Consider the following 22,674-nt stretch of genomic DNA (forward strand, 5'->3'; position numbering starts at 1 on the left):
CCTTCGGTGTGCCGGCGGTGGCCGGGGTGCCGGTGACGCATCGCGGCGTGGCCCACGAGGTGGTGGTCGTCTCCGGCCATGTCGCCCCGGACGACCCGCGCTCCCTGGTCGACTGGGCCGCGCTGGCTCGGCTTCGCGGCACCCTGGTGCTGCTCATGGGTGTGGAACGCATCCGCGCCTTCGCCGACGCCCTGCTCGAAGGCCGCCCCGCCGACACCCCGGTCGCGGTCATCCAGGAGGGCACCACCCGCTCCCAGCGCATCCTCCGCACGACGTTGTCCGAGGTAGCCGACCAGGTCCTCGCCGAGGAGATCCGCCCCCCAGCCATCATCGTCTTCGGCCCGGTAGCCGCCCTGGGCGACCACCTCCACTGACCCCCCATGTTTTTCCACATGTGGCCCACAGTCCGGGTCTGGAGTCGAATGTGGTCCACATGTGGGGAAAAGGTGGGGCGGGGAGGCGGGGCAGAAATGCGTGTGGCGCCTGCCCCAGCGGGGCAGGCGCCACATCGTGTTACTGATCAGTGATTGAAGCTGCGACGGCGTTCGCCGCCGTAGCTGCGACCCTCGGTGCGGGGACCGCCGGTGGCGTGACCGCCACGACCGCCACGCTCGCCGCCGTAGCTGCGGCCGCCACGCTCGGCGGAGGAACGCTCGCCGCCGCGGTCGCCCCAGCTGCGACGCTGGCCGCCGCCGGCGCCACCCGGGCGCGGGGTGCGCACCTTGGGGATGAACTCCGGAATCGGCTCGCCGCTGGGCACGCGGGCACCGGTGATGCGAACCAGGTCCTCGTCGCCGGGACGCACGTTGGTGCTGGTCGGCTTGACGCCGGCCCGCGAGGTCAGGCCGTGCACCGCGCGCCGCTGGTCGTGCGTGACCAGGGTGACGACGGTGCCGGACTGCCCGGCGCGGGCGGTGCGGCCGGCCCGGTGCAGGTAGTCCTTCGGGTCGGCCGGCGGGTCCACGTGCACGACCAGGCTGACGTCGTCGACGTGGATGCCGCGGGCGGCGACGTCGGTGGCGACCAGCACCGGGGTGGTGCCGTCACGGAACTCGGCCAGCACCCGGGTACGGGCGTTCTGCGCCTTGCCGCCGTGCAGCGCGCCGGCGTTGACGCCGATGGAGCGCAGCTTCTTGGCCAGGCGGTCGACGTGGTGCTTGGTCCGCACGAACATGATCGTGCGGCCATCGCGGGCGGCGACCTCGTTGATCACGTCGGGCTTGTCGTCGTTGGAGACCATCAGCAGGTGGTGCTCCATGGTGGTGACGCTGCCGGTGGGCGGCGACACCGAGTGCACGACGGGGTTGTTCAGGTACTCGCGGACCAGCTTGTCCACGTCGCGGTCCAGCGTGGCCGAGAACAGCAGCTTCTGGCCGCCGGGGGCGACCAGGTCCAGGATGGCCCGGACCTGGGGCATGAAGCCCATGTCGGCCATCTGGTCGGCCTCGTCCAGCGCGGTGAACTCCACGTCGGACAGCACGCAGGTGCCCTGCCGCACGTGGTCGGACAGCCGGCCCGGGGTGGCGATCAGCAGATCGACGCCGCGGCGCAGCTGGTCGGCCTGGCGGGTGAACGAGGTGCCGCCGACGACCGTGCGGCACCACAGGCCCAGCGACCGCGCGTACGGCGTCAGGGCGTCGCTGACCTGCATGGCCAGCTCACGGGTGGGCACGAGCACGATGGCCCGCGGGTGCAGCGGCTTGGCGTGGCCGCCGTTGAGCCGGCTCAGCAGCGCCAAGCCGAAGGCCAGCGTCTTGCCGGAGCCGGTCTGGCCGCGGCCGAGCACGTCCCGGCCGGCCATGGTGTCGGGCAGCGTGGCGGCCTGGATCGGGAAGGGCTCGGCGATGCCGTTGGCGATCAGCGCCTCCAGCAGCGGCTTGGCCAGGCCCAGCTCCTCGAACGAGGGCATCGGGCCCTCGGGCAGCGTCGAGGGAAGGTCCTCGGCGATGCTGGGGGCGTAGACCTCGACGGGCTTGCTGCTGCGGCGGCGGTTGGGCCTGCCGCCGCGGTAGCCCCCGCTGCCGCGGGAAGAAGAGGAAGAAGAAGAGTTGCCGTAACGGCGGTCGGACGATGGTGCGGGCACAAAAAACCTTCCGGAACGTGGCACGTCACGGGGAAGGGCGCCGCGAGAAGCCGCGGAGATTCACAAGGACGGGCCCGGCGCGGTTGGTCGCGCCGACGGTGGGTGGGGCGCACCGCAGAACCAGTCTCAGGTGGCAGTGGCGCCACAGCGATGCTCGGTAACTATAACTGATCACAGAGCCGGTCTGTTCCCACCGCCCAGTGACCTCAGTTACCAGGCGCGACCGCCCCGGTGGGACGGCCGCGCCCGGCGCCCGGCTCAGGTCATGCCGGCCTCGGCCAGCAGCTCGCCGATCAGGCCTTCCGCGTTCGCCAGCTCCACGGGCAGGCCCTTGCCCGCGAACCAGGACGTGACGTTGCGCACGTCTCGGGCCAGGAACTCGGGCCCGCGCGGGTTGGCCACCACGTCGACCACCTGGGGCAGGTCGATCAGCATCAGGCGGCCGTCGTGGACCAGCAGGTTGTACGCGGACAGGTCGCCGTGGGCCAGGCCCATCGACGCCATCGACCGCAGCGCCTCCACCAGCTGGTACCAGAGCTCCCGCAGCTCCGCGCCGACCGGCCGCAGCTGGGCCAGCCGGGGCGCGGCCGCGCCGTCGGCGTCGCCGAGGAACTCCAGCAGCAGTTCCGTGCCGGTGCGCTGCACCGGGTACGGCACCGGCGCGCCGACCGTCCACAGGCGACTCAACGCGGCGAACTCCGCGACCGCCCACTGCTCGGCGATCAGGTTGCGGCCGAAGGTGGTGCGCGTGGCGATGGCCCGCATCTCGCGGGACTTGCGCAGCCGTCGGCCCTCCAGGTAGCCGGCGTCCCGGTGGAACATCCGGTGCTCGTTGCTGCGGTACCGCTTGGCCGCCAGCAGCGTGGACCGGCCCGAGCCGGGCAAAGATCGGCGCAACAGGAACACGTCGGCCTCTTTGCCGGTCTTCACCGGTCCGAGCTCATGGTCGACCGCGGCGGCCTCGGTGATCAGCCAGTCCGGTCGGGGCTCCGGCCCCAGGTCGCCGTCGCCCCACGTGGACCAGCGGTCGGCCCCGTCGGGCAGCGCCGTCGCCACTGCGTCCGCCGCGTCGGAGCGCGCCTGAGCGAGGAGCCCCCTGGCCTCCTCGGTCAGGCGGCCCCGGCGGGCGGGGCGGGTTTCCTCGTCGTCGAAACGGCGCTTGCCGCGCCGCCGTTCGGGCATGGAAAAGTCGGAATCGTGCTCGCGCACTGGTGAGGTCTCCTCAAGAAAGAACTGGGAAGACGCCCCACCGAGCAGGTACTCGCCGCGCGGACCTCAGATCCAGCGCTGTGCTGACCTCAGCGGGACGCCGGGACGGGTGCAGGCCACGCCCCGAACGACAGTCGTTGCCATGAGGGCACCTCCTCCGGTCGATCCACGCTCTACTTGAACGATCGGCGGCATCATGCCGCCGACCGTCGAAGCCCCGCAACCGAATTACGGCTTGCGGCCGACCGCCGCGTAGACGGCCGAGTCCTGCGGCCGTTCGCCGACGTCCTCGGGCGACTCCGGGTGCCACTGCGGCGTGAACACCACGCCCGGCTCCACCAGATCGAATCCGTCGAACATAGCCGTGAACTGAGCCTTGGTCCGCGGCGTCACCGGGTTCTGGCTGGCCCGCATCAGGTCGACCAGCTGCCGGACCTGGTCGCCCATCGAGTCCTCGGTCACGTGCGACAGCGCGAGAAAACTGCCGCCGGGCAGGGCGGCGCGGTAACGGGCGGCCAGCGCGAGCGGGTCGTCCGCCTCCGGGATGAAGTGGTAGACGGCGACCGAGAGCAGCCCGATCGGGCGGTCGAAGTCCAGCATCTTCCGGGTCTTGTCGTGCCCCAGAATGCTGTCCGGGTCACGCAGGTCGGCCTCGAAGGCCACCGCGTTGGGGTTGTTCTCCAGCAGCAGCTCGCTGTGCGCGACGGCCACCGGCTCGTTGTCCACGTAGACGACCTTGGCCTCCGGGTTGGCCCGCTGCGCGATCTCGTGCACGTTGCCGGCGGTCGGGGATGCCCGAGCCGATGTCCAGGAACTGGTCGATGCCCTGCCCGGCACAGATGGCGCACGGCCCGACGCAAGAAGGACCGGTTGAGCCGGGTGAACTCGTAGACGCCGGGCGCGGCCGCGCCAGCTTGCGGCCCAGCTCCCGGTCCACCTCGAAGTTGTAGCTGCCGCCCAGGAAGAAGTCGTACAGCCGCGCGGCGCTGGCCTTGTCGATGTCGACGTTCTTCGGCGCCCAGTCCGGCCGTTCCACCCGCACCCCTTCCCTGCGTCACCAGTCCGCGTCGACGGTGCCCGCGATGATCATCGGTTCCACCTCGAAGGGCAGCGACGGCGGCCCGAAGTGGTCGCCCTGCCCGAGTTCCACGCCCAGCTCCCGCAGCGCCGTGGCGTGCCGCTCGTGGTTCACGCCGACCGCGTACACAGGCAGTTCCGCCAACCGCGCCGCCGACACCACGTCGCCGATCGCCCGCTCGGCCGTCGGCTCCGGCTTGTCGTCCTCGCCCAGCGTGGCCACGAACTCCGGCGCCAGCTTCACGCCGTGCACCGGCAGACCGGTCAGCCCGTGCGGGCAGCCGGTGGCCGTCATACCCGTCACCAGCAGCCGGAAACCCAGCTCCTGGAACACATCCAGCACCTCGGCCGGATCGCCGTCGGCGTCACGCAGCACGCTGTTGTCGACCTCCAGAGCGAGCTGGTCGTACCGCGCGCCGCTGGCTTCGACCACGGTTCGCAGCAGCGCCACGATGTCCTGGTCGTGGACCATGCGGTTGGGCAGCGCCACCGACACCGGCGGCGTCCGGTCGCCGTGCTCGTCGTGCCACTGCCTGGCCTGCTCGCAGGCCTGCCGAATGGCCCAGCTGCCCAGCGGCAGCATGTGCCCGGTCCGCTCGGCCAGGTGGAGAAAGTCCTTGGCGGACAACACACCCTGCTCCGGGTGATCCCAGGACACGATCGTCGAGAAGCCGGCCAGGCCGCGGTCGCCGATGCGGGCGATCGGCTCGAACTCCACGGTGAACTGGTCGCCGCGCAGGGCCGCCGGCAGCTGCGCCGCCAACTCGAAGTCGCGGCGCTGGCGGCTGCCCCGGTCGGCCTCGAACAGCGCCCACTGCGCCCGGCCGTCCTGCTTGGCCCAGTGCAGGGCCAGCTCGGCGTCGGCCCAGCAGCTGCGCCGGATCCGAGCCCGGCGGCGGCCCGCTCCACGATGCCCACGCTGGCCGTCACCGAGTACTCGCGGCCCTCGGCCACCACCGGATCGGCGATCCGGGCCATCGCCCGCTCCACCACGCCGATCATGTCGGGGGTGGTCGACCGCACCGTGAGCAGCGCGAAGCGGTCGCCGTCGACCCGGCCCAGCAGCCCGTCGTCGTCCTCGATGACGGCCCGCAGCCGGTCCGCGGTGGTCTTGAGGATCTTGTCGCCGACCTGGTCGGACACGCCCGCGTTGATCACCGACATGCCGTCGAGGCCGAAGCAGGCCAGCCCGATCCGGTCGCCCGGGCCGAGTCCGCCCACGGCCGTCTCCACCTTGGACACGAACAGCGCCCGGTTGTGCAGGTTGGTCAGCGGGTCGTGGGCCACCTGGTGGGTCCAGCGGTCCTGGAGCAGGTGCAGATCGGAGATGTCCTCGATCATCACCACGGGGTAGTCCGGCCGGCCGTGCTCGTCCTTGATCAGGGTGACCGCGATGTGCACCCAGATCGGCTCGTTGTCGCTGCGCAGCATCTGCTGCTCGGAGCGCAGCGAGGTGAACTGGCCGTTGATCAGCTTGCGGTAGGCCGTGGACACCTCTTCGGCGTCCTTGCGGGGCATCAGGTCGTACGGCGTGCGCTGGCGCAGCTCGTCGGCCGAGTAGCCGAGCATCTCCTGCATGGCCAGGTTGGAGCTGACGATGTGGCCCTGGATGTCGCCGATGGCGATGCCCACGACAGACTCGGTGAACACGGTGCGGAACCGGCGTTCGCTGGCCCGCAGGGCCTTCTCGGCGGCGTCGCGAGCCCGGAACACCGCCTTCTTCAACGTTTCCTGCTGCTGGAAGATGTGGTCGCGCAAGGAGTCGACGTAGCCGCCGGCCACGGCGCCCAGCAGGTCCACGAGCCGGTCGTCGTCGGCCTCGGGCCGCAGTTGGCGGCCCAGCACCCGGATGGTGGCGTCCAACGCCTTCGGGCCGACCAGCTGGGTGGCGACGAGGCCGCGGCCGACCTCGATAGCCTGCGTGTGGTCGAAGGTGTCGGCGCGCAGCGAGGCGGTCAGCAGCTCGGCGAAACCCGTCAGGATGACCTGGAGTTCGCCCCGCGACAGCGGGACGTTGCTGGTCGGCAGGACCGCGCCGGTCCACAGCCGTGCGAAGTCGGCGAGGCCGGGATACATCGCCCCGCCCTGCTCCGGTTCGCCCGTCATCCCGCCTCTCCAGCCGTGATCAGACGACTGTAGCGCCGACTAGTCGGTCACCACGAGGTCAACCGAGGCGTCCCCGGTCTGCCGCAGCGTCAGCCCCGCCGCCGTGCCCGCGCGGACCAGCCCGGACAGGGTCGTCGGCTCCTTCGGGGCCGTCACCAGGACCCGTGCCAGTCTGCCCTTGTACGCCTTGTTGTGGTGGCTGACCGTCCGGCCGTTGGGCATGATCACCTTCACCGTGACGGCGTGCGGGATCCGGGCCAGCGCCGCGTAGGCGCCGCTGCGCATGTCCACCACCAGCTCGTCGGCCTGGGCCAGCACCGGCTCCAGCTCCGGCCGCCACAGCGAGCTCAGCGTGCCCACCCCGGGCAGCGAGCTGCCGCCGGACAGGCGGTAGGCCGGGATCGGGTCGCCCGCGCGCACCACCCCGAACAGCGCCGACGCCACCGCCAGCCGCCGGTCGGCGCGCGCCTTCTCGGCCCTGGACAGGGTTTTCGCGTCCAGCGCGTCGTAGAGCACGCCCGTGTAGCGGGACAGCGCCGGCGCCGTCGGCGACGTCAGCAGCTCCGCGTTGCGGTGCACCTCGTGGTGCTGGCGCTCGGACAGCTCCAGCGCCCGCAGGCTCGCCGGCATGTCCTCGGCCAGCGTCACCAGCGCGTCCGACAGCTTGCGGCGCAGCGGCGTCAGCTCGGGGAACGACAGCGTGTCCAGGTCGAGCGGGCCGCCGGCGCCGCCGTCGGACTTCGTCTCGGACGGGGGTAGCAGCACCAGCACCCACCGAGATTACCGCGACCGTCGGCGGCGGTCGTGCCAGCGGTTTCCCGGCGGGTCTTGTCCGGCCGACGTGATAGCGCTTACACTCGTTTCGCCTCCGCCGAAAAACCACTTTCCCGTGGTTCCGCTCGCCCTGTGCAATTCCGAGCGGATCCGGGTTGAGGAGGCTGTGCGTGTCTCGAAGGATTCGCATGCTCGGCGGTATTCTGGCCGCCGCATCCCTGCTTCTGCTCGCGCCCAACGCCTATGCCCAGGTCGAAAGCGGCAGCTGGAAGACATGGAGCCCCGGTTACAAGGTCCAAACGGCCGGCTGCGGCGCGGTCAGCGGCTCGACGTTCAAGCTGACCTGCTCCAGCTCCAGCGGCGAGCAGCGGGCCGAGCGCCGCTACGACACCTACAGCAGCGGCACCCACCAGTTCGAGGGCTATTTCAAAATTAACAGCATGGGCGGCAGCCGGATCAGCCTGAAGCAGACGTTCAACGAGAACAACGGGCCGTTCTTCCTGCTCGCCGTCGAGGCCGGCGGCCGGCTCTACAACGTCGAGGGCGGCGCCACCATTTCCAGCGGGGCCACCGTCGGCACCACCGTTCGCGTCAATACCGTGAACCAGGTCGGTTCATCCCATCGCACCTACATCAACGGTTCGCTGAAGAACACCGTCTCCAGTCCGAGCGGCAGCTACTACGACAAGTTCGGCACCTACCGCACCGCCAGCGGCCAGGGGCCGATCTCCGTGACGTGGAGCAACATCAAGTTCTGGACCAAGTGAGCCGGTGACCGTCCGTCCGGGCCCTCACTCGGACGGGCGGTCATCTTCCCCCCTGCGAGGCAACCCCGTGAAACGTGCGCTCGTGCTCTGCTGTGCCGCCGTCGGGGCGGCGCTGACCGCCTGTTCCGCCGCGGCCCAGCCCTTGGCCGGCACCACGCTGGCCGCCACGATGACCTCGCCCGTCGACATCAGGCTGGACTGGACCGGGACCGATCCCGCCGCCGCCGGGCGGATCGTCGAGTTCGCCACCGCGCCGGACGGGCCGTGGACGACGCTGCAGTTCATGCCCGTGCGTCAGGACACCTTCACCCATCCCGACCTGATGCCGCAGACCTCGTTCTACTACCGCCTACGTCCCTACTACGGTCCCGCGTCCTCCGCCGTCTCCGTCACCGTCCCCGGCGGCTCCGCGGGCAACGACACCAAGGACTGGCCTTCCCCCGCCACCCTGCCCGGCGGGCCGGCGGCCACTCACTCCGTGCGCTCCGGCTCCGCTTCCGGCGCCCCGTCCGACCTGAAGGCGAAAGTCCTTCAGTCCAACGGGATTCTCCTCACCTGGACCGACAACGCCAGCGACGAGGAGGGCTACCTGCTGGAGGACAAGCCCGCCGGGGCCACCGACTACAAGGTGGTGGCCGTGGTGGACAAGGACATCAACTCCTTCGGCCTGATCACCCTGCCCGACGAGGACACCGCCTCCTACCGTGTCCGCGCCTTCTACTACGGGCCGTCGTCCAATGTGGTCGCCCGGAAGACCGGAGGGGAGTGAGGTTCGGAAGGGAACCGAGCACCGCCCTGTCGGCCTAGCTTCGGGGTGGTGCTCGGTTCCGCCCTGCTTACGATGCTCAGGCGTCGGCGAACAGGGGCGGCTGTGGCGAACGTGGGCGATGTGCTGCTGGCGCTGGGCGAGGTGGCCGGCGCCGTGGAGCGCGCCGGCAGCGCCGTCAACGATGCGCGCGATGCGCTCGGCCGCGCCCACGCCGCGCTGACCGAGGCCACGGCCGGCAGCAACGACCAGGACGCCGTCGAAGCGCCGGAGCAATTGGCGGTAGCCACCAGCGAGGCCGGCGAGGTGGACGAACTGCTGCACGCCATCCTCGGCAAGGTGAGCGTCATCGTGGGCCACATGGTCAATCCCGACGGGACCCAGGTCCCGTCGGGTACGCGGGCCGCTCGTGCACCGGTCCCGGCAGGGCGCACCCCACGAACACCCCGGCGCCGCCCGTCCCTCGGCGCGACCACGCATGGGCAGCAAAGGTAGGAGCGCAGCTCACGCGATTCGAAGATGGTCGGCCTACCGAGGCATTGGTGTTCGACGCAGCCGGCGCGGACTGGCAGGTCAACAGCGGCGTGGACGCGACGCTGACAGCCGCCGCCGAGACGGTGATCGAAAGCATGATCGCTGACGGCGAGGTGGGCGCGTCGGTGAACTTCGCCACGAACATCGGTGAGCGCACTGCGGTGCGGGACGCGGCCAGCCACGCGGAGACCAAAGCCGCGGTGTGGGCGGCGGCCAACGGCAACCAGTTCGTCGACGTGGTGACGAACAGGGACTTCGTGTGCGGGCAGACCTACCGGCCGGGCGACCGTCTGAATCTGCCCGGGTGCGCGCAGGTCGTCGCGGCTATCCTGCCCGTCGGGCACACGATGCGGGTGTGGCGTCGCGGTGTCCCGACACCATTCGTCATCGCAGGCCGCGGCCAGAAGGGGTAACGGTGGACGTTCAGGTTCTGGGACGTGTCGGGCGTGCGTACTTCGATCGGGGCGAGCGTGTTCTCCACGACCCCGGCCCGGCGGACGTGGCCGACTTGCTGACCGAGCTGTGTGCGCCCAGCGACGACCCTCGATGGTGGACCCATGCCACGCTGGCCCACGGCGGTGCTGTCGACGGGGTGGTTGTGGTGGTGGACCCGCTGACCGGCTACGTGGCGTTGTCGTGGACCGGCACGGCCGAGCGGAGCCTGAACCCGGAGCCGTTCGACGACGCGCCTCTGTTGCCGGAGAACGGGGACAATGACCCGCCGATGTACTGGCCGCGGTCGGCCTACCTGCGGCCGGCCGAGGCCAGGAAGGCGTTGGCAGAACACATTGTGACGGGGGCTCAGCCCACAGGCGTGCGGTGGCAGCCGTGGGGTTTTGAAGTGCAGCAGCTGCCGCACTGGCTCAAGCCGGAGATGCCGGAGTGCAGCGGCTTCCACCTGATCACCGACTGAAGTTGTCCGCGGAAAGTCGGGATACGCTGCCTGTGGTGCCTCGAAACCGTGTGACCGGAGGAAGTTGAATGACGGCAGGGCGAGTGGTGCCCACGCAGGACGACGTGCTCGGGTACTTCGAGACGCTGTCGAACTGGGGGCGGTGGGGGGATGAGGACGAGCGCGGGACGCTGAACCACATCACGGACGACGTGAGGCTGGCGGCGGCGCGGGCGGTGCGGCATGGGCGGAGCGTGTCGTGTGCGTGGGAGGTTGCCGTGCCGGGGGACATGGAGCGGTCGACGACGACGTGCCCGTGCTCCGCGGACATGCCGGGCGCGGAGAACATGCCGGCGGCGTTCCACAACGATCGGCGCTGGGGTTATTCGTCCGAGCGGCTGGGCATCACCTTCCACGGCAACACGCTCACCCACATCGACTCGCCGTGCCACATCTTCTGGGACGGCAAGATGTACAACGGGCGGCCGCACTCGTTGGTCGACGCCGCAACGGGATCGGCGTGGGCGGCCGTCACGGCGGCGGCGAACGGGATCATCACGCGCGGTGTCCTGCTGGACGTCGCACGGGTTCGCGATGTGCCGTGGCTGGAGCCGGGGCAGGGCGTGTTTCCCGAGGACCTCGAAGAGGCCGAGCGCCGCCAGGGTGTGCGGGTCCGCCCGGGCGACGCGGTGCTCCTGCGGACCGGCTACGGCCGCGCCCAGCACGAGGCCGTTGAGGGCGGCGGTTTCGCGCAGGCCGGTTGGCACGCCTCCTGCCTGCCGTGGCTGCACGAGCGCGGGGTCTCGCTGATCGCCGCCGACACGCCCCAGGACGTTCAGCCGTCGGGGTACGACAACGTGTTGATGCCGGTGCACGCCGTCGGCCTCGTCGCGATGGGCCTGTGGCTGGTCGACAACTGCGACCTGGAGGCCTGCGCGACGACCGCCGCCGAACTCGGCCAGTGGGACTTTCACCTCGCCGTCGCGCCGGTCCGCTTCGCCGGCACGTCCGGCAGCCCGGTCAACCCCATCGCCACGTTCTGACCGAGCGAGGACGACGATGCGACAGCCACCGCCCAAAGCGCGGCTGGCGGCGATGCGGACGGGCATTCTCCGCCGCCCGCTGCGAGTGCTGCTGATCGTGGCCATCGCCACAGCCGGGGCGCTGGTCGACCGGTTCCTGATCGGGACCGGTGACATATGGGGAACGCTCGCCGCCTTCGGCGTGGGGTCCTGGCTCGGTAGTGGATGGGTCCAGCAGGAGCTGGTCAGGCGAAGGCCGGGGCGGTCTCCAGCAGGTCCAGAAAGGCCTGCTGGTGGACGGTGAGGTCGTCGCTGGAGTACAAGGCGGGGTTGGCGTCGAAGTCGATGCGGGGGCCGCCGCCTGCCTGGCCGCCGTGGACGGTGATGGCGAGGTCCTCGATGGGGCCGGCCGAGAGGGTGTGGGCGACGGCGGGGGAGCCGTCGAAGGAGAGCTCGTAGCTGATGGGGTTGATGTCGACGACGGGCCCGTAGAGGCGGGGCACGTGGAGTTCGTGGCGGAGGAGTTCGGAGCGGTAGCGCTCGTGGGGCTGGCACACCTTGACCTCCTCAGCGATGTCGCCGGCGAGCTCGGTGAGGGTGGCGCCGGGAGGGGTGAGCACGCGCAGCGGCATGGTGTTGGACGCGGAGCACGGCACGTTGAGGGCGGCGGTGCGGCGGCGGCACATGCGGGGCAGGCCGAGGACGACCTCGGAGGTGCCGGTGACGTGCCGCAGGTAGGCGGCGACGGCGGCGATCACGACGGCGGACCAGCTGGTGCGGCACCGGCTGGCGACCTCGGACCAGTCCTCCAAAGCGGTGCGGGGCAAGGAAACGGTGCGACGGAGCACGCCGGCGGACGGCGCGGCGGTGCCCTCGACGAGGCTGATGGGCATGGGCACGTCGGCGAAGCGGTCGAGCCAGAAGCGGCGGTCCCGGCGCCAACCGGCGGACAGGGCGTAGGCGACGTCCTCGTCGACCACGGGTCGTAAGGGGTCGAACGGTTCGCCCTCGAAGCCGCTGTACAGCTCGGAAACGCGGCGGTCCAACAAAAACAGGCCGTAGCGGTCGAGGGCGACGCGGTGGCTGCGGTGGTACCACAGGGCACGGTCGGGCGACACGGTGATCAACGCCTGCCGGAACAGGGGACCGTCGGCCAGGCTGACGGGCGAGGCGAGGTCGGCCCGCATCCACGACAGGGCGGCGGTGACGGGGTCGGGGGATGAGCTGAAGTCGACGGTCTCCAACCGAAACGGCCGAATGTCGACGACGTCCTGGCAGCCGGTGACGGCGAACCGCATGTGCAGGGCCTCGGCCTCGGCGACGGCCTGCCGGGTGGCGGCCTCGAAGCGGGCGTGGTCGACGGGCCCGGCGATGTCGACGTACTCGGCGACGTTGTGGGCGGCGCCGCCGGCATCGGCCTGGTGGCCGGCGAGGACGCCGTGCTGGGCGGCGGACAGCGGCCACCGGGACGTCGAGAACGCGGTCATGCTCATCCCCCTGAGGTGACGGTGGCCAGCGCCGCGCGAGCCCGGGCCCGTCCGTGTGCGACGACGGTCCTGGCAACGTCCGGGTCGAACCGGGCGAAGCCGGACACCTCGAACTCGTCGGACGGCTCGACCAGCACGAACCGGGGAGCGGCCCCGGGTCTGAGCTCGGCCAGCTGTCGGGTGTGCTCGTAGTCGCGGAGCACGGCGAAGCGGGCGACGTTCTCGAACGCCAGGCCCAGCGCGTCGCCGAGCGAGGCGGGCTCGCCGGACTGCCGCCCGCACGAGGAGGTCACGACGACCACGGTCGACGGCTCGTAGGCCATGGCCGGCCGCAGCGGCGTGTTGGCGACCATGCCGGCGTCGACGTAGCTGCGGCCGTCGATGTGCACGGGCGGGAACAGGATCGGGGCGGCGGCGCCGGCCATCAGGTGGTCGACGGTCAACGCCACCTCGGTGAAGCCCGAGCCGGCGGGCGCGGAGTTGGTGAAGTGCACGACCTCGCCGCTGCACTCCTCGACGGCGGCGATGACGACCCGCACACCGTCCCGAACACGCAGCCGCTCGCCGCCCAGGGCGGCAGCCAGCGTCCGCCGGGCCGGGGCGGTGTCCAACAGCCAGGTCCAGCCGACGGAATCCAGGGCGTAGCCCATCAGGTCGCTGGTGGGCAGCCGAACCAGGCCGGCGGGCCGCAACAGCCGCCAGAGGTCCAGCCGCGGCTTGTAGACGTCATGCCCCTGCAACGACGTCCACAGCTCGACCAGCCGCTCCGGCGAAAGCCCGGCCGCCAGCAGGCCGGCGTTCAACCCGCCGGCCGACGTGCCGGACAGAACCGAGGGGTGCAGCCCCTCGTCGGCGAGGCCCTGGGCGACGCCCGCGCCGAAGTACGCGGCGGAGGCCCCACCGCCGGACATCACCAGCGCGACCTCGTCGCTCACGACGTCAGCCTCGGCCGGTAGACCTGCCACAGCGAACCCAGGAAGAACGTGCCGAAACGCTCGAGAACCCCGGGGCTGACGGCGCGGATCGTCGTCAGCTCACGCAGGAAGTCCAGCCGGCCCAGCGTCATCGTCCCGGCCCCGAGCGTGACCCCGTCGGCCAGCACCTTGGTGTGCAGGGTGGTGGTGTCCGGCCAGATCGACGTCGGCGGCCCGGCCCGCAGCTCCTTGTGCCCCCGCAGCTCCAGCCGGCGGCCGTTGCCGTCGGTGAACGGCAGCCGGTACCGCATGCGGCGGCGGCCGCCGACGGACTCGGTCACCATCAGCTGGACCCGGCCGCGCGAGACCAGCAGCCGACCGCCCAGGGCCTGGCAGTCCAGCCAGCCGGTGGCCCGGGCCTCGTGCCGCGGGTCGGCCAGGAAGACGTCCATGTCGCCGAGCGCCACGGTCACGTGCACCCGCAGCGGTACTGGTCCCTCTCGTTCACCGAGGGTGACCTGGCCGGCCATCTCCTCGGTGAACGAGAGGGCGGCTGCACCGGTCCGACCCCCGCTGAGACGGGCCGGTGCGGCCGGAGTGGCCTGCGTCGTTCCCCCTGAACGGCGCTGACCACCGCGCGCGGGCGACCTCCCCGCCATCCCGCGCGCGAGCAACAGATGATCGCAGAGACGGTCGGCCATCGCGGCGATCGTCAGTGAGGGGTTCGCACCCACCGGCCCCGGCATGGCGGCGCCATTTTTTTTTTTTCAGGCCCGGGTGGCCGAACACCTCACCGTAAGGGTCGCAGACTCCCTCGCCCGGATGGCGGCCGATCGGCGCGCCGCCGAGCGGATGGGCAACCGCGAGGCGCTTGCGGAACCAGAGCGGGTTGTCGACGTACTCCCCGCCCAGGGCCGAGGTGATGTCCTTCATGGTGCCGCGGACCCGGTCGATGTAGGTCCGGCTGGTCTCGGTCGTCCAGGACACGTCCAGCTCGCCGTCGCGCAGCCGCATGACGCCGTCCGGCACGTCGCGGCCCATGCCGAGCAGCGGCAGCGAGCAGTTGGACAGCGAGCCGGAGCCGATCAGCTGGCCGATGCCGTGCTCGAGATGGTCGGGGCCGGCCCAGCGCAGGGCGGCGCGCAGCCGGTTCAGGCTGAATCCGGCCAGACGGGACAGATCGCCCCGCACATCCATGTTCTGCACGATCCAGTCGAGGATCACCGGATAGCCGGAGTCCTGGATGTAGAAGCCCCGGCCGACACTGCCGTCCTCGTCCACCTCGTCGGGGACGCGGATGGTGCTGGTGATGACCGGCCCGCGGCTGGCGTGCATCGTGCGCGGACGGCCGTCGCGGCGGGTGTGCAGGGCGAACGACAGCATGTCGCCGTTGCCGCTGAACCGGCTGCCCAGCGTCGGGCTGAGCCCGGGCAGGTGCGCGCGGTTGCCCAGCAGCAGGCGGGTGGTGCCGAACGAGCCGGCGGCCAGGATGAGCTGCTCGCAGTCGATGCGCTTGGACACCGAGCTGCCGTCCATGGCGTGCAGCAGGTAGCGCACCTGGTAGCCGGGGCCACCCGGGCGGATGGCCTGCACCTCGCACAGCGTGCGCAGGTCGGCCCCGGCCGCCTTGGCCGCGGACAGGTAGGTGTGGTCCAGGCTGTTCTTGGCGCCGTAGTTGCACCCGAAGTCGCACTCGCCGCACAGCCGGCAGGTGAGCCGGGGCTGCCCGTGCAGGTTGCCGTAGGACGGCTCGATCACCGGCAGGCTCAGGCCGGGCTGGCCGCCCGGCTCGGACGCGAAGGCCACCGCCAGCGGCGGCAGCTGCCAGTCCAGCCCGAGCTGGACGGCGGCCTCGCGGAAGGCGTCGGCCTTGGGCACGGTGGCGAACTGCGGGTCGTCGTAGGGATACCGGCTCGGCGTGAGCATGTTCTCGACGGCGTCGTAGTGCGGGTCGAGGTCCTCGCGCGTGATGGGCCAGTGCTCGTAGCCCCCCGGGCAGTTCCGCGTCCTTGACGAACCAGCGCTCGTCCTTGCGCAGCAGCACGTTGGCGTAGATCAGCGAGCCGCCGCCGAGGCCGGCCGAGACCACCGAGTCGAAGCCGCGGAACTCCAGCACGTCGAACAGGCCGTAGTCGCCCTGGTCGGGGTTCCAGAAGTTGTGCTTCATCTCCTCGGGCGTGCGGGCGAAGCTGTCCGGCGGCCAGGCCCGGCCGCGTTCCAGCACGACGACCGACAGGCCGGCGTCGGCCAGCCGGTGCGCGGCGACGGAGCCGCCGAACCCGGAGCCGACGATGACCGCGTCGACGGTCTCGACCCGGGGCATCAGCCGGCCGCCCGCTTGAGGAAGTCCACGATGTGCGGGAAGACCTCGAGGTCGGCGTGCCGGCCGATGAACGGGTCGAGGTGGCCGTAGCCGGGCAGCGTGCGCAGCTCGTGCCGGCCGGGGGCGGCCTCCTCCAGCCGGCGGTGGAACACCTGCTGGGAGTCGACGAACACCCGGTTGTGCGTGCCGGTGAGCAGCAGCAGCGGCGTGCGCACGGCCCCGAGGTCGGCGGTGTAGTCCTCGCCGGTGTCGTAGGCGACGGCCCGTCCGGCGAAGATGATCTTGCGCACGTGCCGGTCGTAGTGCACGCCGGTGGCCTGGCAGATGTCGCCGATCCGCTCATGGGTGACCCGCAGCAGGTTGCGGTGCTCGTACATGGCCGGCCAGCCCGAGCCCCACATGGCGCTGAGCATGTGGCAGGCCGGCACCGAGCACTCCGGGTGCAGCACCGACATCAGCTTGGACACCGCCCAGCCGGTGGTGAACGCCGGCGCCTGGTCCCACTGCGGGTCGAGGTAGGGCTGGTTGAGCCCGTGCTCGACCACGTCCGGGCCGGCGACCAGGCGCATCCGCGACCACAGCGGCACCCGCGGCGTGAGGCCGACGCTGTTGCACACCATGCTCGCGATGTCCCCGATCGAGCCGCTGAACAGGCTCATCAGGAAGGACACGGAGCCGAGGCAGTGCGCGACCACGTGGATCCGCCGCCCCCCGACGTGGCGGCGGAGCTCGGCGAGCGCGGCGGGATAGTCCTGGCGCGCGAGGTCGTCGAGGGTGAAGCGGTGCGCCGACTTGTTGTACGGCAGCCGGTTGCTCATCCGGGAGTCCAGCGTCCACACCTCGCCGAACCCGTTGTCCAGCAGGTGGGTGACCAGGTTGCGGTGCTCGGGCATGACGTACATGTCCATGGACGAGGTGAGTCCGTGCACCAGCAGCACGACGTCGTCGACGTGGTCGCGGCGGAAGCGGGTGAGGGTGAGGCCCAGGCCGTCCATCGTGGTGACCGGGTGAACGCTCGCATCCGCCTCGCGCACACCCTCGAGTGTGTACAGCGGGATCTCCCGGTTCATCGCGCCCCCCAGCGACTCGGTGGATGGTCAACGTCACCCTGACGGACCAGCGTCCCCATTTCCATCGTGGTAAACCACGACATTCGGTGTCCGGCCCGGCCTGACCTGGGTCTGAACGAGGTACGTCCAGGTCGGCGCCCATGTCCGCTGCGTGACCGTTTTTCACGTGGCGGTCTCGTTCGGACAACGCCCCCGGGCCGGGATCGGTTGCCCGTCAGCTCTGGTCGAGATGCGGGCCCAGCACCCGGCCCAGGCCGCCGCGCGCCGGCACGCCGGTCTTGCCGAACACGCGGGTCAGGTGGGTCTCCACCGTTCTCAGGCTCAGCGACAGCCGCTCGGCGATCTGCGCGTTCGTGCGGCCTTCCACGACCAGCCGGGCGACCTCGAACTCCCGTTGCGACAACCCGAAGGGCAGCTCCTGGCGACGGCCCATCCGCGGCACGGGCACGCGGTGGCCGAGCCGCCGCTGCGCCTCGGCGGCCTGGGCGTGCAGCCCGCGGGCCCCGGACGTGGCGAACAGCTCGGCCGCGATGGCCAGCTGCTTCAGACCGGCGGCGCGGTCGCCGGAGGCGGCGAGGCTCTGCCCGGCCCGCAGCCGCGCGCGGCCCTCTTCGAGGCGGTAGTCCAGGCTGGCCAACGTGTCCGCGGACTGCAGGGCCAGCTTGGCCGAGGTCGCCGGATCCGTGCCGCTGAGCGCGTGGGCCCGGATGAGGTCCGCGACCGCCACGTTGACCTCGTGGTCGGGGTGCCGGATCACGTCGGCCCGGTCGGCCAGCGGCAGGCCCGCGCTCGGGTTGCCGGCGATGGCCTCGGCGTGGGCCATGGCCTCCAGGCAGATCAGCAGCAGCGTCTCGTCACGGACGCCGCCGGACTCGAAGGCCTCGCACGCCGCCTCGACCGCGGGACGGCCGGCCGGGAGATCACGGGAGTAGATCAGCACCAGGCTGCGTGCACACTCGGACAGGACGGACCAGTAGACCTTGCTGGGCTGCTGGTTGCACTGCGCGCTCTCGCTCGCGGCTTTGAGCGCCGCCGGGTACTCGCCCGACCAGGCCAGGATCAACGCCTGCGAGGTGAGCGCCATCGTCTGCGCCTCGCCGGAGCCGACCAGCCGCGCGATGTCGCAGCCCTCCTCAGCCACGGGCGCGGCCTCGGCCAGCCGCCCCAGCCGTCCGAGGGCGAAAGCCTTGGCCGCCAACAGATACGCCAGCACGAACTGCTGACCCGTGGACCGGGCGATTTCGATCAACGCGGTCCAGCCGGGTCAGGGCCTGGGCGTGCCGCCGACCATCAGCTCGGCCCAGCACAACCACGCGGTGGTGTCCATCCACGGCGTGATCTCCGCGATGGTCAGCTGGGCCATCAGCCGGTCGACCTCGTCCAGCAGATCCAGGGCGCCCGGGATGTCCCCGGCGATGTAGGCCGGCATCACGCCCAGCGCCGCCGTGGCGAACGCCGTGGCCGGATCGAGGTGGTCCAGCTTGCCCATCTCGCTCAGCATCCGCGCGCACTCCGCGGCCTGACCCGTGCCGATGTACTCGACGGCCAGCCGCAGGTACAGCGGCGCGGCCTCGACCACCAGCGGATTCGGCAGCTTGCGCAACTCCGTGAGCAGGATCGCCTTGGCGGCCTCCCGCGAGCCCAGCATCCGCTCCATCGTGGCGCACAGCCGGGCCGCGATGGCCCGCCGCGCCAGATCCTCGGCCGGCAGCAGTTGCAGGGCCTCGCGCGCGGCCTCACGGCCCTCGCGGAGCTGACCGCTGCTCAGTTGGGCGTTGGCCAGCTCTAGCAACAGATTGCAGCGCGTCGGGCGCGTGGCGTCGTTGTCCGGCAGCAGCCGCAGCGCGTTGCCCAGCCAGTGCGCGGCCGTCGCCGGCGCGCGTGAGACCACGGCCCGCGCGGCCGAGGCAAGCTCACCCACGGAGGCGAGGTCGCCGAACGGGGCCGAGTTCACGACATGGTGCGCGAGCATCTGCGGCTGCGCGCCCTTGCCCCGCAAGAAGTGTGCCGCGCGGCCGTGCGCGCCCATCCGCCAGCCGGCCTTGGCCGAGGCGTAGGCGGCGTTGCGCACCAACGGATGCCGGAACCGGAAGCGCGCGGCGTCGGGGCGCACGACGTCCCGCGCCACCAGCTCGTCCAGCGCGGTCAGGGCGTCGGCCTCGGCGATCTCGCCGGCCGCCGCCACCGCCGCCGGCTCGAACTCGTCACCGACGACGGCGGCCGCCTTGGCCACCAGCTGCCCGTGCTCACTCAGGCTCGTCAGCTCCATCAGCAGCGCGGCGCGCACCGTGTCCGGCACCTCGGCCGTCATCGACGGGATCGCCGCGCTCAGGGTGTCCCGCTGCGCCGGCACGCTGCCACCCATGCGGGACAGCGCCTCCAGATAGAACGGGTTGCCGCCGCTGGCCTCGTACAGCTCCTGCCGACGCGTGCGGTTGACGTCCGGGCCGAGCAGCTCGTCGGCCTCCTGCTCGGTCAGCGGCACCACGTCCAGCCGCACCCGGCGGGTCGGCTGGGCCAGCGCCAGGGCGGCGCTCAGTTGCGGCGAGGCCTGGCCAGGGCGGTAGGCCACCGCCACCACGATCCGGCCGCGCGGTGCGTGCCGCAGCAGGTGGTCCAGCAGCTCCACCGAGCTCTCGTCGGCCCAGTGCACGTCGTCGAGCACCAGCATCAGGCCGCCCGACTCGGCCAGCAGCTCCAGCAGGTTGCGCACCGCGCGGAACAGGCGGTAGCGGTCGGCCGCCTCGGCCGGCACGTCCGTGAGGATGCCGGCGAACACCGAGCCCAGCACCCGGCGCTCGCTGTCCGACAGCCGGGTCAGCTGCCGCTCCGACAGCGTCTCCAGGTGGTCGTCCAGGGCGTCGGCCAGCGCGGCCAGCGGCGCGTCCCGCTCGAACTCCGAGGCCCGGCCCATCAGCGTCAGCATCGCCTTGCCGCGGGCCGTCGCGACGGCCTCGGCCAGCAGCCTCGACTTGCCCACCCCGGGCTCGCCCACCAGCTCCAACAGCTGGAAGGCGCCCTTGCCGGCCCGGTCCAGCGTCTTGTCCACCAGGCGCAGCGCTTCGACGCGTCCGACCAGCGGCGTTCGGCCGGGGTCCTCCGCTGTCCCCCGGGTGCGTTCGCGCCGGCCGGTCACGGCACCTCGCAAGGGTGGGGTACGAGAATGGACATCGGCGTCAAGGGTGCCAGTCCTGGGCCGTTTCGGGCAAGAGACGGAAAGGCCGGGTTAACCAGCAATGCGAATTCACCGGACAATTCCGATGCCGCGTGATTCGTATCACCCTCGTATGGGGGAGAAGACGTTCGGCGTCAACCCCTGATCATGGAGAACCGGACGGATCGGACCGGGTTGTCCACATTTGTGTCGACCAGGCAGATAGACTGCCAGGTGCCCAGCGCCAGCCGCCCGGCCAGCACCGGGATCGTCGCGTACGGCGGCAGAAGCGCAGGTAGAACGTGGTCCCGGCCGTGACCCGGCGTGCCGTGACGGTGCCGCCACGCCTCGTCACGGGGCAGCAGCTTCTCCAAGGCGGTCAACAGGTCGTCGTCACTGCCCGCGCCCGTCTCCAGCACCGCCAGCCCGGCCGTCGCGTGCGGCACCCAGACGTGCAGCAACCCGTCGACCGCTCCTTCCTCAGCCAAAAATCGCTCGCAGTCGCCGGTCAGGTCGTACACGACCTCGGCCGATCCGGTCCTGATCTGAATTTCCACACTCCGCACAGCAGTGAACGGTACTTTCGCCGCGCGTGCCGCGCGGCGCGACCTCGCATCCTCTGCGTGCCGGGCGTCGTAGGTTGGCGGTGTGCGCGAAGCCTTCGGCCAGACCTTCGACACCCCTGCCGGCTATCTCAACACCGCGAGCATCGGGGTCCCGCCCACCGCCGTCGCCGACGCCGTCTCCGCGGCGGTGGAGCGCTGGCGGGGCGGCGTGGACGTGCCGCCCGGATTCGACGTCGATGTGGCGGCCGCGAGGGCGGCCTTCGCGGCGCTGGTCGGCACGGATGCCGCCCACGTGGCCATCGGGGCCAGCGCGGCGCAGCTGGTGCCATCGCCGCCGCGTCCGTGCCCGACGGATCGCGTTGCTGGGCCGGCCGGCAAATACACCAGCACCACGTTCCCGTTCGCGGCGCAGGCGCACCGTGGGATCAAGATCACCGAGGTGCCGCTGGCCGAGATCCCGGACGCCATGCGGGACCACGACGTGCTCACCGCCTCCGTGGTGCAGTCCAGCGACGGCGCGTTGCTCGACCTGGCGGCCGTGCGTCGCAACAGCGAGGGCGTCACCGTCGTGCTCGACGTGACGCAGGCGCTGGGCTGGCTGCCGCTGAGCGACCTGGGCTGGGCCGACTACGTGATCGGCGCGAGCTACAAGTGGCTGATGGCGCCCCGCGGCGCGGCCTGGATGGCAGTTCACCCGGACGTGCTCGACCGCTCCCGGCCCATCAACGCCAACTGGTACGCCGGCGAGGACCCGTGGCAGACCGTCTACGGCCTGCCGCTGCGGCTGGCCGGCGACGCCCGCCGCCTGGACCTCTCGCCCACCTGGTTCGCCCAGGTCGGCGCGGCCGTGGCCCTGCCGTGGCTGGCGGCGCTGGACATGGAGGCCGTCCGCCGGCACAACGTCGGACTGGCCAACGACTTCCTCGCCCGCCTCGGCCTGCCGCCCGGCGACTCCGCCATCGTCTCCGTCGACGCCGACCCCGAACGCCTCGCCGCCGCCGGCGTCCGCCACTCGCTGCGAGCCGGCCGCGTCCGGCTGTCCTTCGCGCTGAGTAACACCCCCGACGACGTCGACCTCGTCGGCCAGGCGCTGATTCGGTGACGCGCGGTAATCCCGGCCTCCGAATCGTGTGGGAATCGGTCACCCGTTACGGTGCTGGATGTGTCGGAGTCGTACCCCCAAGATCAGGCGACCTGGCGGACCGCCCCCGTGACGGCCGGGCCGGCTGACACCTCGCCGTTCCAGCTGCCTCCGGAGTTCTACGACGCGGAGCCCGCCGGCGGCGGCCCCACCCCGCCCGACCGGCGCAACAAGCTGCTGCTCCAGGGCCTGGGGCTGGTCGCCGTCGCGGTGCTGTCCGGGCTCGTGTTCTGGGGCGTTCAGCCCTCCCACGTCGCCGGCGTGGCCGAGGCCGCCTCCGGCCAGGTCAACAGCGCCGGCAAGTACACCTTCACCCGGGTCGCCGGTCCCGCCACCGACACCAACTGCGCCCAGCACGCCTTCAGCCAGACCCAGAAGTTCCTCCAGGAACACCCCTGCCAGCAGCTGATCCGGTCCCTGTACTCGACCGTCCTGCCCGACGGCACCGCCGCCGTGGTGTCCATCGTCGACGTGAAGATGCCCGACGGCGCCGGCGCCGAGCAGCTCCGGCGGATCACCAGCAGCGACAACACCGGCAACGTCTACGACCTGCTCAAGGACGGCGGCGTCGCGGTGCCCGGCATGCCCACCACCGCCCAGCTCCAGGACGGTGGCTACGCCGCCGCCACCAACGGCGACGTCACCACCATCGCGCTGACCGCCGTCGTCAACGGCCACCAGGACAAGCCCAAGCTCAAGGAGATCAGCACCGACGCCCTCCGCCTCGCCGGCAAGTGATCCGGCAAGTGATGCAGGGAAGGACGCCTTACCCTCGTTGAACGCAGGGAA

Annotated in this window: 22 protein-coding genes and 3 pseudogenes; 9 read left to right on the top strand and 16 right to left on the bottom strand. The window is 71.4% G+C overall.

Annotation, left to right across the window (positions count from 1 at the left end):
• On the top strand, positions 1–374 hold a 374-nt coding region (locus KUTG_RS34865; RefSeq protein ID WP_043722958.1), incomplete at its 5' end, for a uroporphyrinogen-III C-methyltransferase.
• A gap of 146 nt (positions 375–520) precedes the next feature.
• Here the strand turns inward: KUTG_RS34865 and KUTG_RS34870 are convergent.
• From KUTG_RS34870 to yaaA, 7 genes and pseudogenes are all read right to left on the bottom strand, one after another.
• Positions 521–1,909, bottom strand: coding sequence for a DEAD/DEAH box helicase (locus KUTG_RS34870; RefSeq protein ID WP_043722959.1), 1,389 nt, complete (start codon positions 1,907–1,909; stop codon positions 521–523).
• Between the two features lie 432 nt (positions 1,910–2,341).
• A complete protein-coding gene (locus KUTG_RS34875; RefSeq protein ID WP_043722962.1) occupies positions 2,342–3,292 on the bottom strand; it encodes a serine protein kinase RIO in 951 nt (316 codons plus the stop codon).
• Between the two features lie 228 nt (positions 3,293–3,520).
• The gene (locus tag KUTG_RS34880; RefSeq protein ID WP_232241130.1) at positions 3,521–4,066 is read right to left on the bottom strand and encodes an SAM-dependent methyltransferase; all 546 of its coding nucleotides are present in this window, start codon (positions 4,064–4,066) and stop codon (positions 3,521–3,523) included.
• Between the two features lie 70 nt (positions 4,067–4,136).
• Positions 4,137–4,334 (bottom strand): annotated as a pseudogene (locus tag KUTG_RS66535) (SAM-dependent methyltransferase); the annotation flags it as partial.
• A 12-nt stretch (positions 4,335–4,346) separates the two neighbouring features.
• Positions 4,347–5,087 carry an EAL domain-containing protein gene (locus KUTG_RS64235; protein WP_232241132.1) on the bottom strand — a complete coding sequence of 247 codons (741 nt, stop codon included), beginning with the start codon at positions 5,085–5,087 and terminating at the stop codon, positions 4,347–4,349.
• A gap of 197 nt (positions 5,088–5,284) precedes the next feature.
• Positions 5,285–6,475 (bottom strand): annotated as a pseudogene (locus tag KUTG_RS64240) (PAS domain S-box protein); the annotation flags it as partial.
• Between the two features lie 39 nt (positions 6,476–6,514).
• Entirely contained in the window at positions 6,515–7,246 is a 732-nt protein-coding gene (yaaA, locus tag KUTG_RS34895; protein ID WP_043722968.1) for a peroxide stress protein YaaA, read from the bottom strand.
• Between the two features lie 191 nt (positions 7,247–7,437).
• Here yaaA and KUTG_RS34900 point away from each other — a divergent pair, with 191 nt between their 5' ends.
• From KUTG_RS34900 to KUTG_RS34925, 6 genes are all read left to right on the top strand, one after another.
• A complete protein-coding gene (locus KUTG_RS34900) occupies positions 7,438–8,016 on the top strand; it encodes a hypothetical protein (protein ID WP_157495670.1) in 579 nt (192 codons plus the stop codon).
• A gap of 67 nt (positions 8,017–8,083) precedes the next feature.
• On the top strand, positions 8,084–8,785 hold the full coding sequence (locus KUTG_RS34905; protein WP_052395742.1) for a fibronectin type III domain-containing protein: 702 nt from the start codon (positions 8,084–8,086) through the stop codon (positions 8,783–8,785).
• A 111-nt stretch (positions 8,786–8,896) separates the two neighbouring features.
• Positions 8,897–9,277, top strand: a complete 381-nt coding sequence (locus KUTG_RS34910; protein ID WP_157494953.1) for a hypothetical protein — start codon at positions 8,897–8,899, stop codon at positions 9,275–9,277.
• Between the two features lie 89 nt (positions 9,278–9,366).
• Positions 9,367–9,729 (top strand): DddA-like double-stranded DNA deaminase toxin, encoded by a 363-nt coding sequence (locus KUTG_RS34915; RefSeq protein WP_157494955.1) that lies wholly within the window; start codon positions 9,367–9,369, stop codon positions 9,727–9,729.
• A gap of 2 nt (positions 9,730–9,731) precedes the next feature.
• Positions 9,732–10,229, top strand: coding sequence for an Imm1 family immunity protein (locus KUTG_RS34920; protein WP_043722973.1), 498 nt, complete (start codon positions 9,732–9,734; stop codon positions 10,227–10,229).
• Between the two features lie 68 nt (positions 10,230–10,297).
• Positions 10,298–11,251, top strand: coding sequence for a cyclase family protein (locus tag KUTG_RS34925; RefSeq protein WP_232241134.1), 954 nt, complete (start codon positions 10,298–10,300; stop codon positions 11,249–11,251).
• Between the two features lie 224 nt (positions 11,252–11,475).
• On the opposite strand, the gene KUTG_RS34930 is transcribed toward KUTG_RS34925, so the two are convergent.
• From KUTG_RS34930 to KUTG_RS34955, 9 genes and pseudogenes are all read right to left on the bottom strand, one after another.
• Positions 11,476–12,717: a condensation domain-containing protein gene (locus KUTG_RS34930; protein WP_043722975.1), complete on the bottom strand. Its 1,242-nt coding sequence runs from the start codon at positions 12,715–12,717 to the stop codon at positions 11,476–11,478.
• A 2-nt stretch (positions 12,718–12,719) separates the two neighbouring features.
• A complete protein-coding gene (locus KUTG_RS34935; RefSeq protein ID WP_043722976.1) occupies positions 12,720–13,652 on the bottom strand; it encodes a patatin-like phospholipase family protein in 933 nt (310 codons plus the stop codon).
• On the bottom strand, positions 13,649–14,161 hold the full coding sequence (locus tag KUTG_RS61970; protein WP_198047402.1) for a hypothetical protein: 513 nt from the start codon (positions 14,159–14,161) through the stop codon (positions 13,649–13,651). The genes KUTG_RS34935 and KUTG_RS61970 overlap by 4 nt, the downstream gene beginning before the upstream one ends.
• A complete protein-coding gene (locus KUTG_RS61975; RefSeq protein ID WP_198047403.1) occupies positions 14,136–15,557 on the bottom strand; it encodes a GMC family oxidoreductase N-terminal domain-containing protein in 1,422 nt (473 codons plus the stop codon). The genes KUTG_RS61970 and KUTG_RS61975 overlap by 26 nt, the downstream gene beginning before the upstream one ends.
• A gap of 292 nt (positions 15,558–15,849) precedes the next feature.
• Positions 15,850–15,954: pseudogene (locus KUTG_RS65415) on the bottom strand (NAD(P)-binding protein); the annotation flags it as partial.
• Positions 15,954–16,988: an alpha/beta hydrolase gene (locus KUTG_RS34945; RefSeq protein WP_232241135.1), complete on the bottom strand. Its 1,035-nt coding sequence runs from the start codon at positions 16,986–16,988 to the stop codon at positions 15,954–15,956. The pseudogene KUTG_RS65415 and the gene KUTG_RS34945, both read right to left, overlap by 1 nt.
• A 250-nt stretch (positions 16,989–17,238) precedes the next feature.
• A complete protein-coding gene (locus KUTG_RS56900; protein ID WP_052395743.1) occupies positions 17,239–18,273 on the bottom strand; it encodes a helix-turn-helix transcriptional regulator in 1,035 nt (344 codons plus the stop codon).
• A 15-nt stretch (positions 18,274–18,288) separates the two neighbouring features.
• Complete coding sequence (locus tag KUTG_RS56905) at positions 18,289–20,160, bottom strand: ATP-binding protein (RefSeq protein ID WP_052395744.1); 1,872 nt, start codon at positions 20,158–20,160, stop codon at positions 18,289–18,291.
• Positions 20,161–20,333: 173 nt separating this feature from the next.
• Positions 20,334–20,744 (bottom strand): secondary thiamine-phosphate synthase enzyme YjbQ, encoded by a 411-nt coding sequence (locus tag KUTG_RS34955; protein WP_043722979.1) that lies wholly within the window; start codon positions 20,742–20,744, stop codon positions 20,334–20,336.
• An 82-nt stretch (positions 20,745–20,826) separates the two neighbouring features.
• Between KUTG_RS34955 and KUTG_RS34960 the strand changes: the two genes are divergently transcribed.
• Both KUTG_RS34960 and KUTG_RS34965 read left to right on the top strand, forming a co-directional pair.
• Positions 20,827–21,846 carry an aminotransferase class V-fold PLP-dependent enzyme gene (locus tag KUTG_RS34960; protein WP_043722980.1) on the top strand — a complete coding sequence of 340 codons (1,020 nt, stop codon included), beginning with the start codon at positions 20,827–20,829 and terminating at the stop codon, positions 21,844–21,846.
• A gap of 60 nt (positions 21,847–21,906) precedes the next feature.
• Positions 21,907–22,623 carry a hypothetical protein gene (locus KUTG_RS34965; RefSeq protein WP_157494959.1) on the top strand — a complete coding sequence of 239 codons (717 nt, stop codon included), beginning with the start codon at positions 21,907–21,909 and terminating at the stop codon, positions 22,621–22,623.
• The last annotated feature ends 51 nt before the right edge of the window (positions 22,624–22,674 follow it).

The sequence above is a fragment of the Kutzneria sp. 744 genome, assembly GCF_000568255.1.
Classification (GTDB): Bacteria; Actinomycetota; Actinomycetes; order Mycobacteriales; family Pseudonocardiaceae; genus Kutzneria.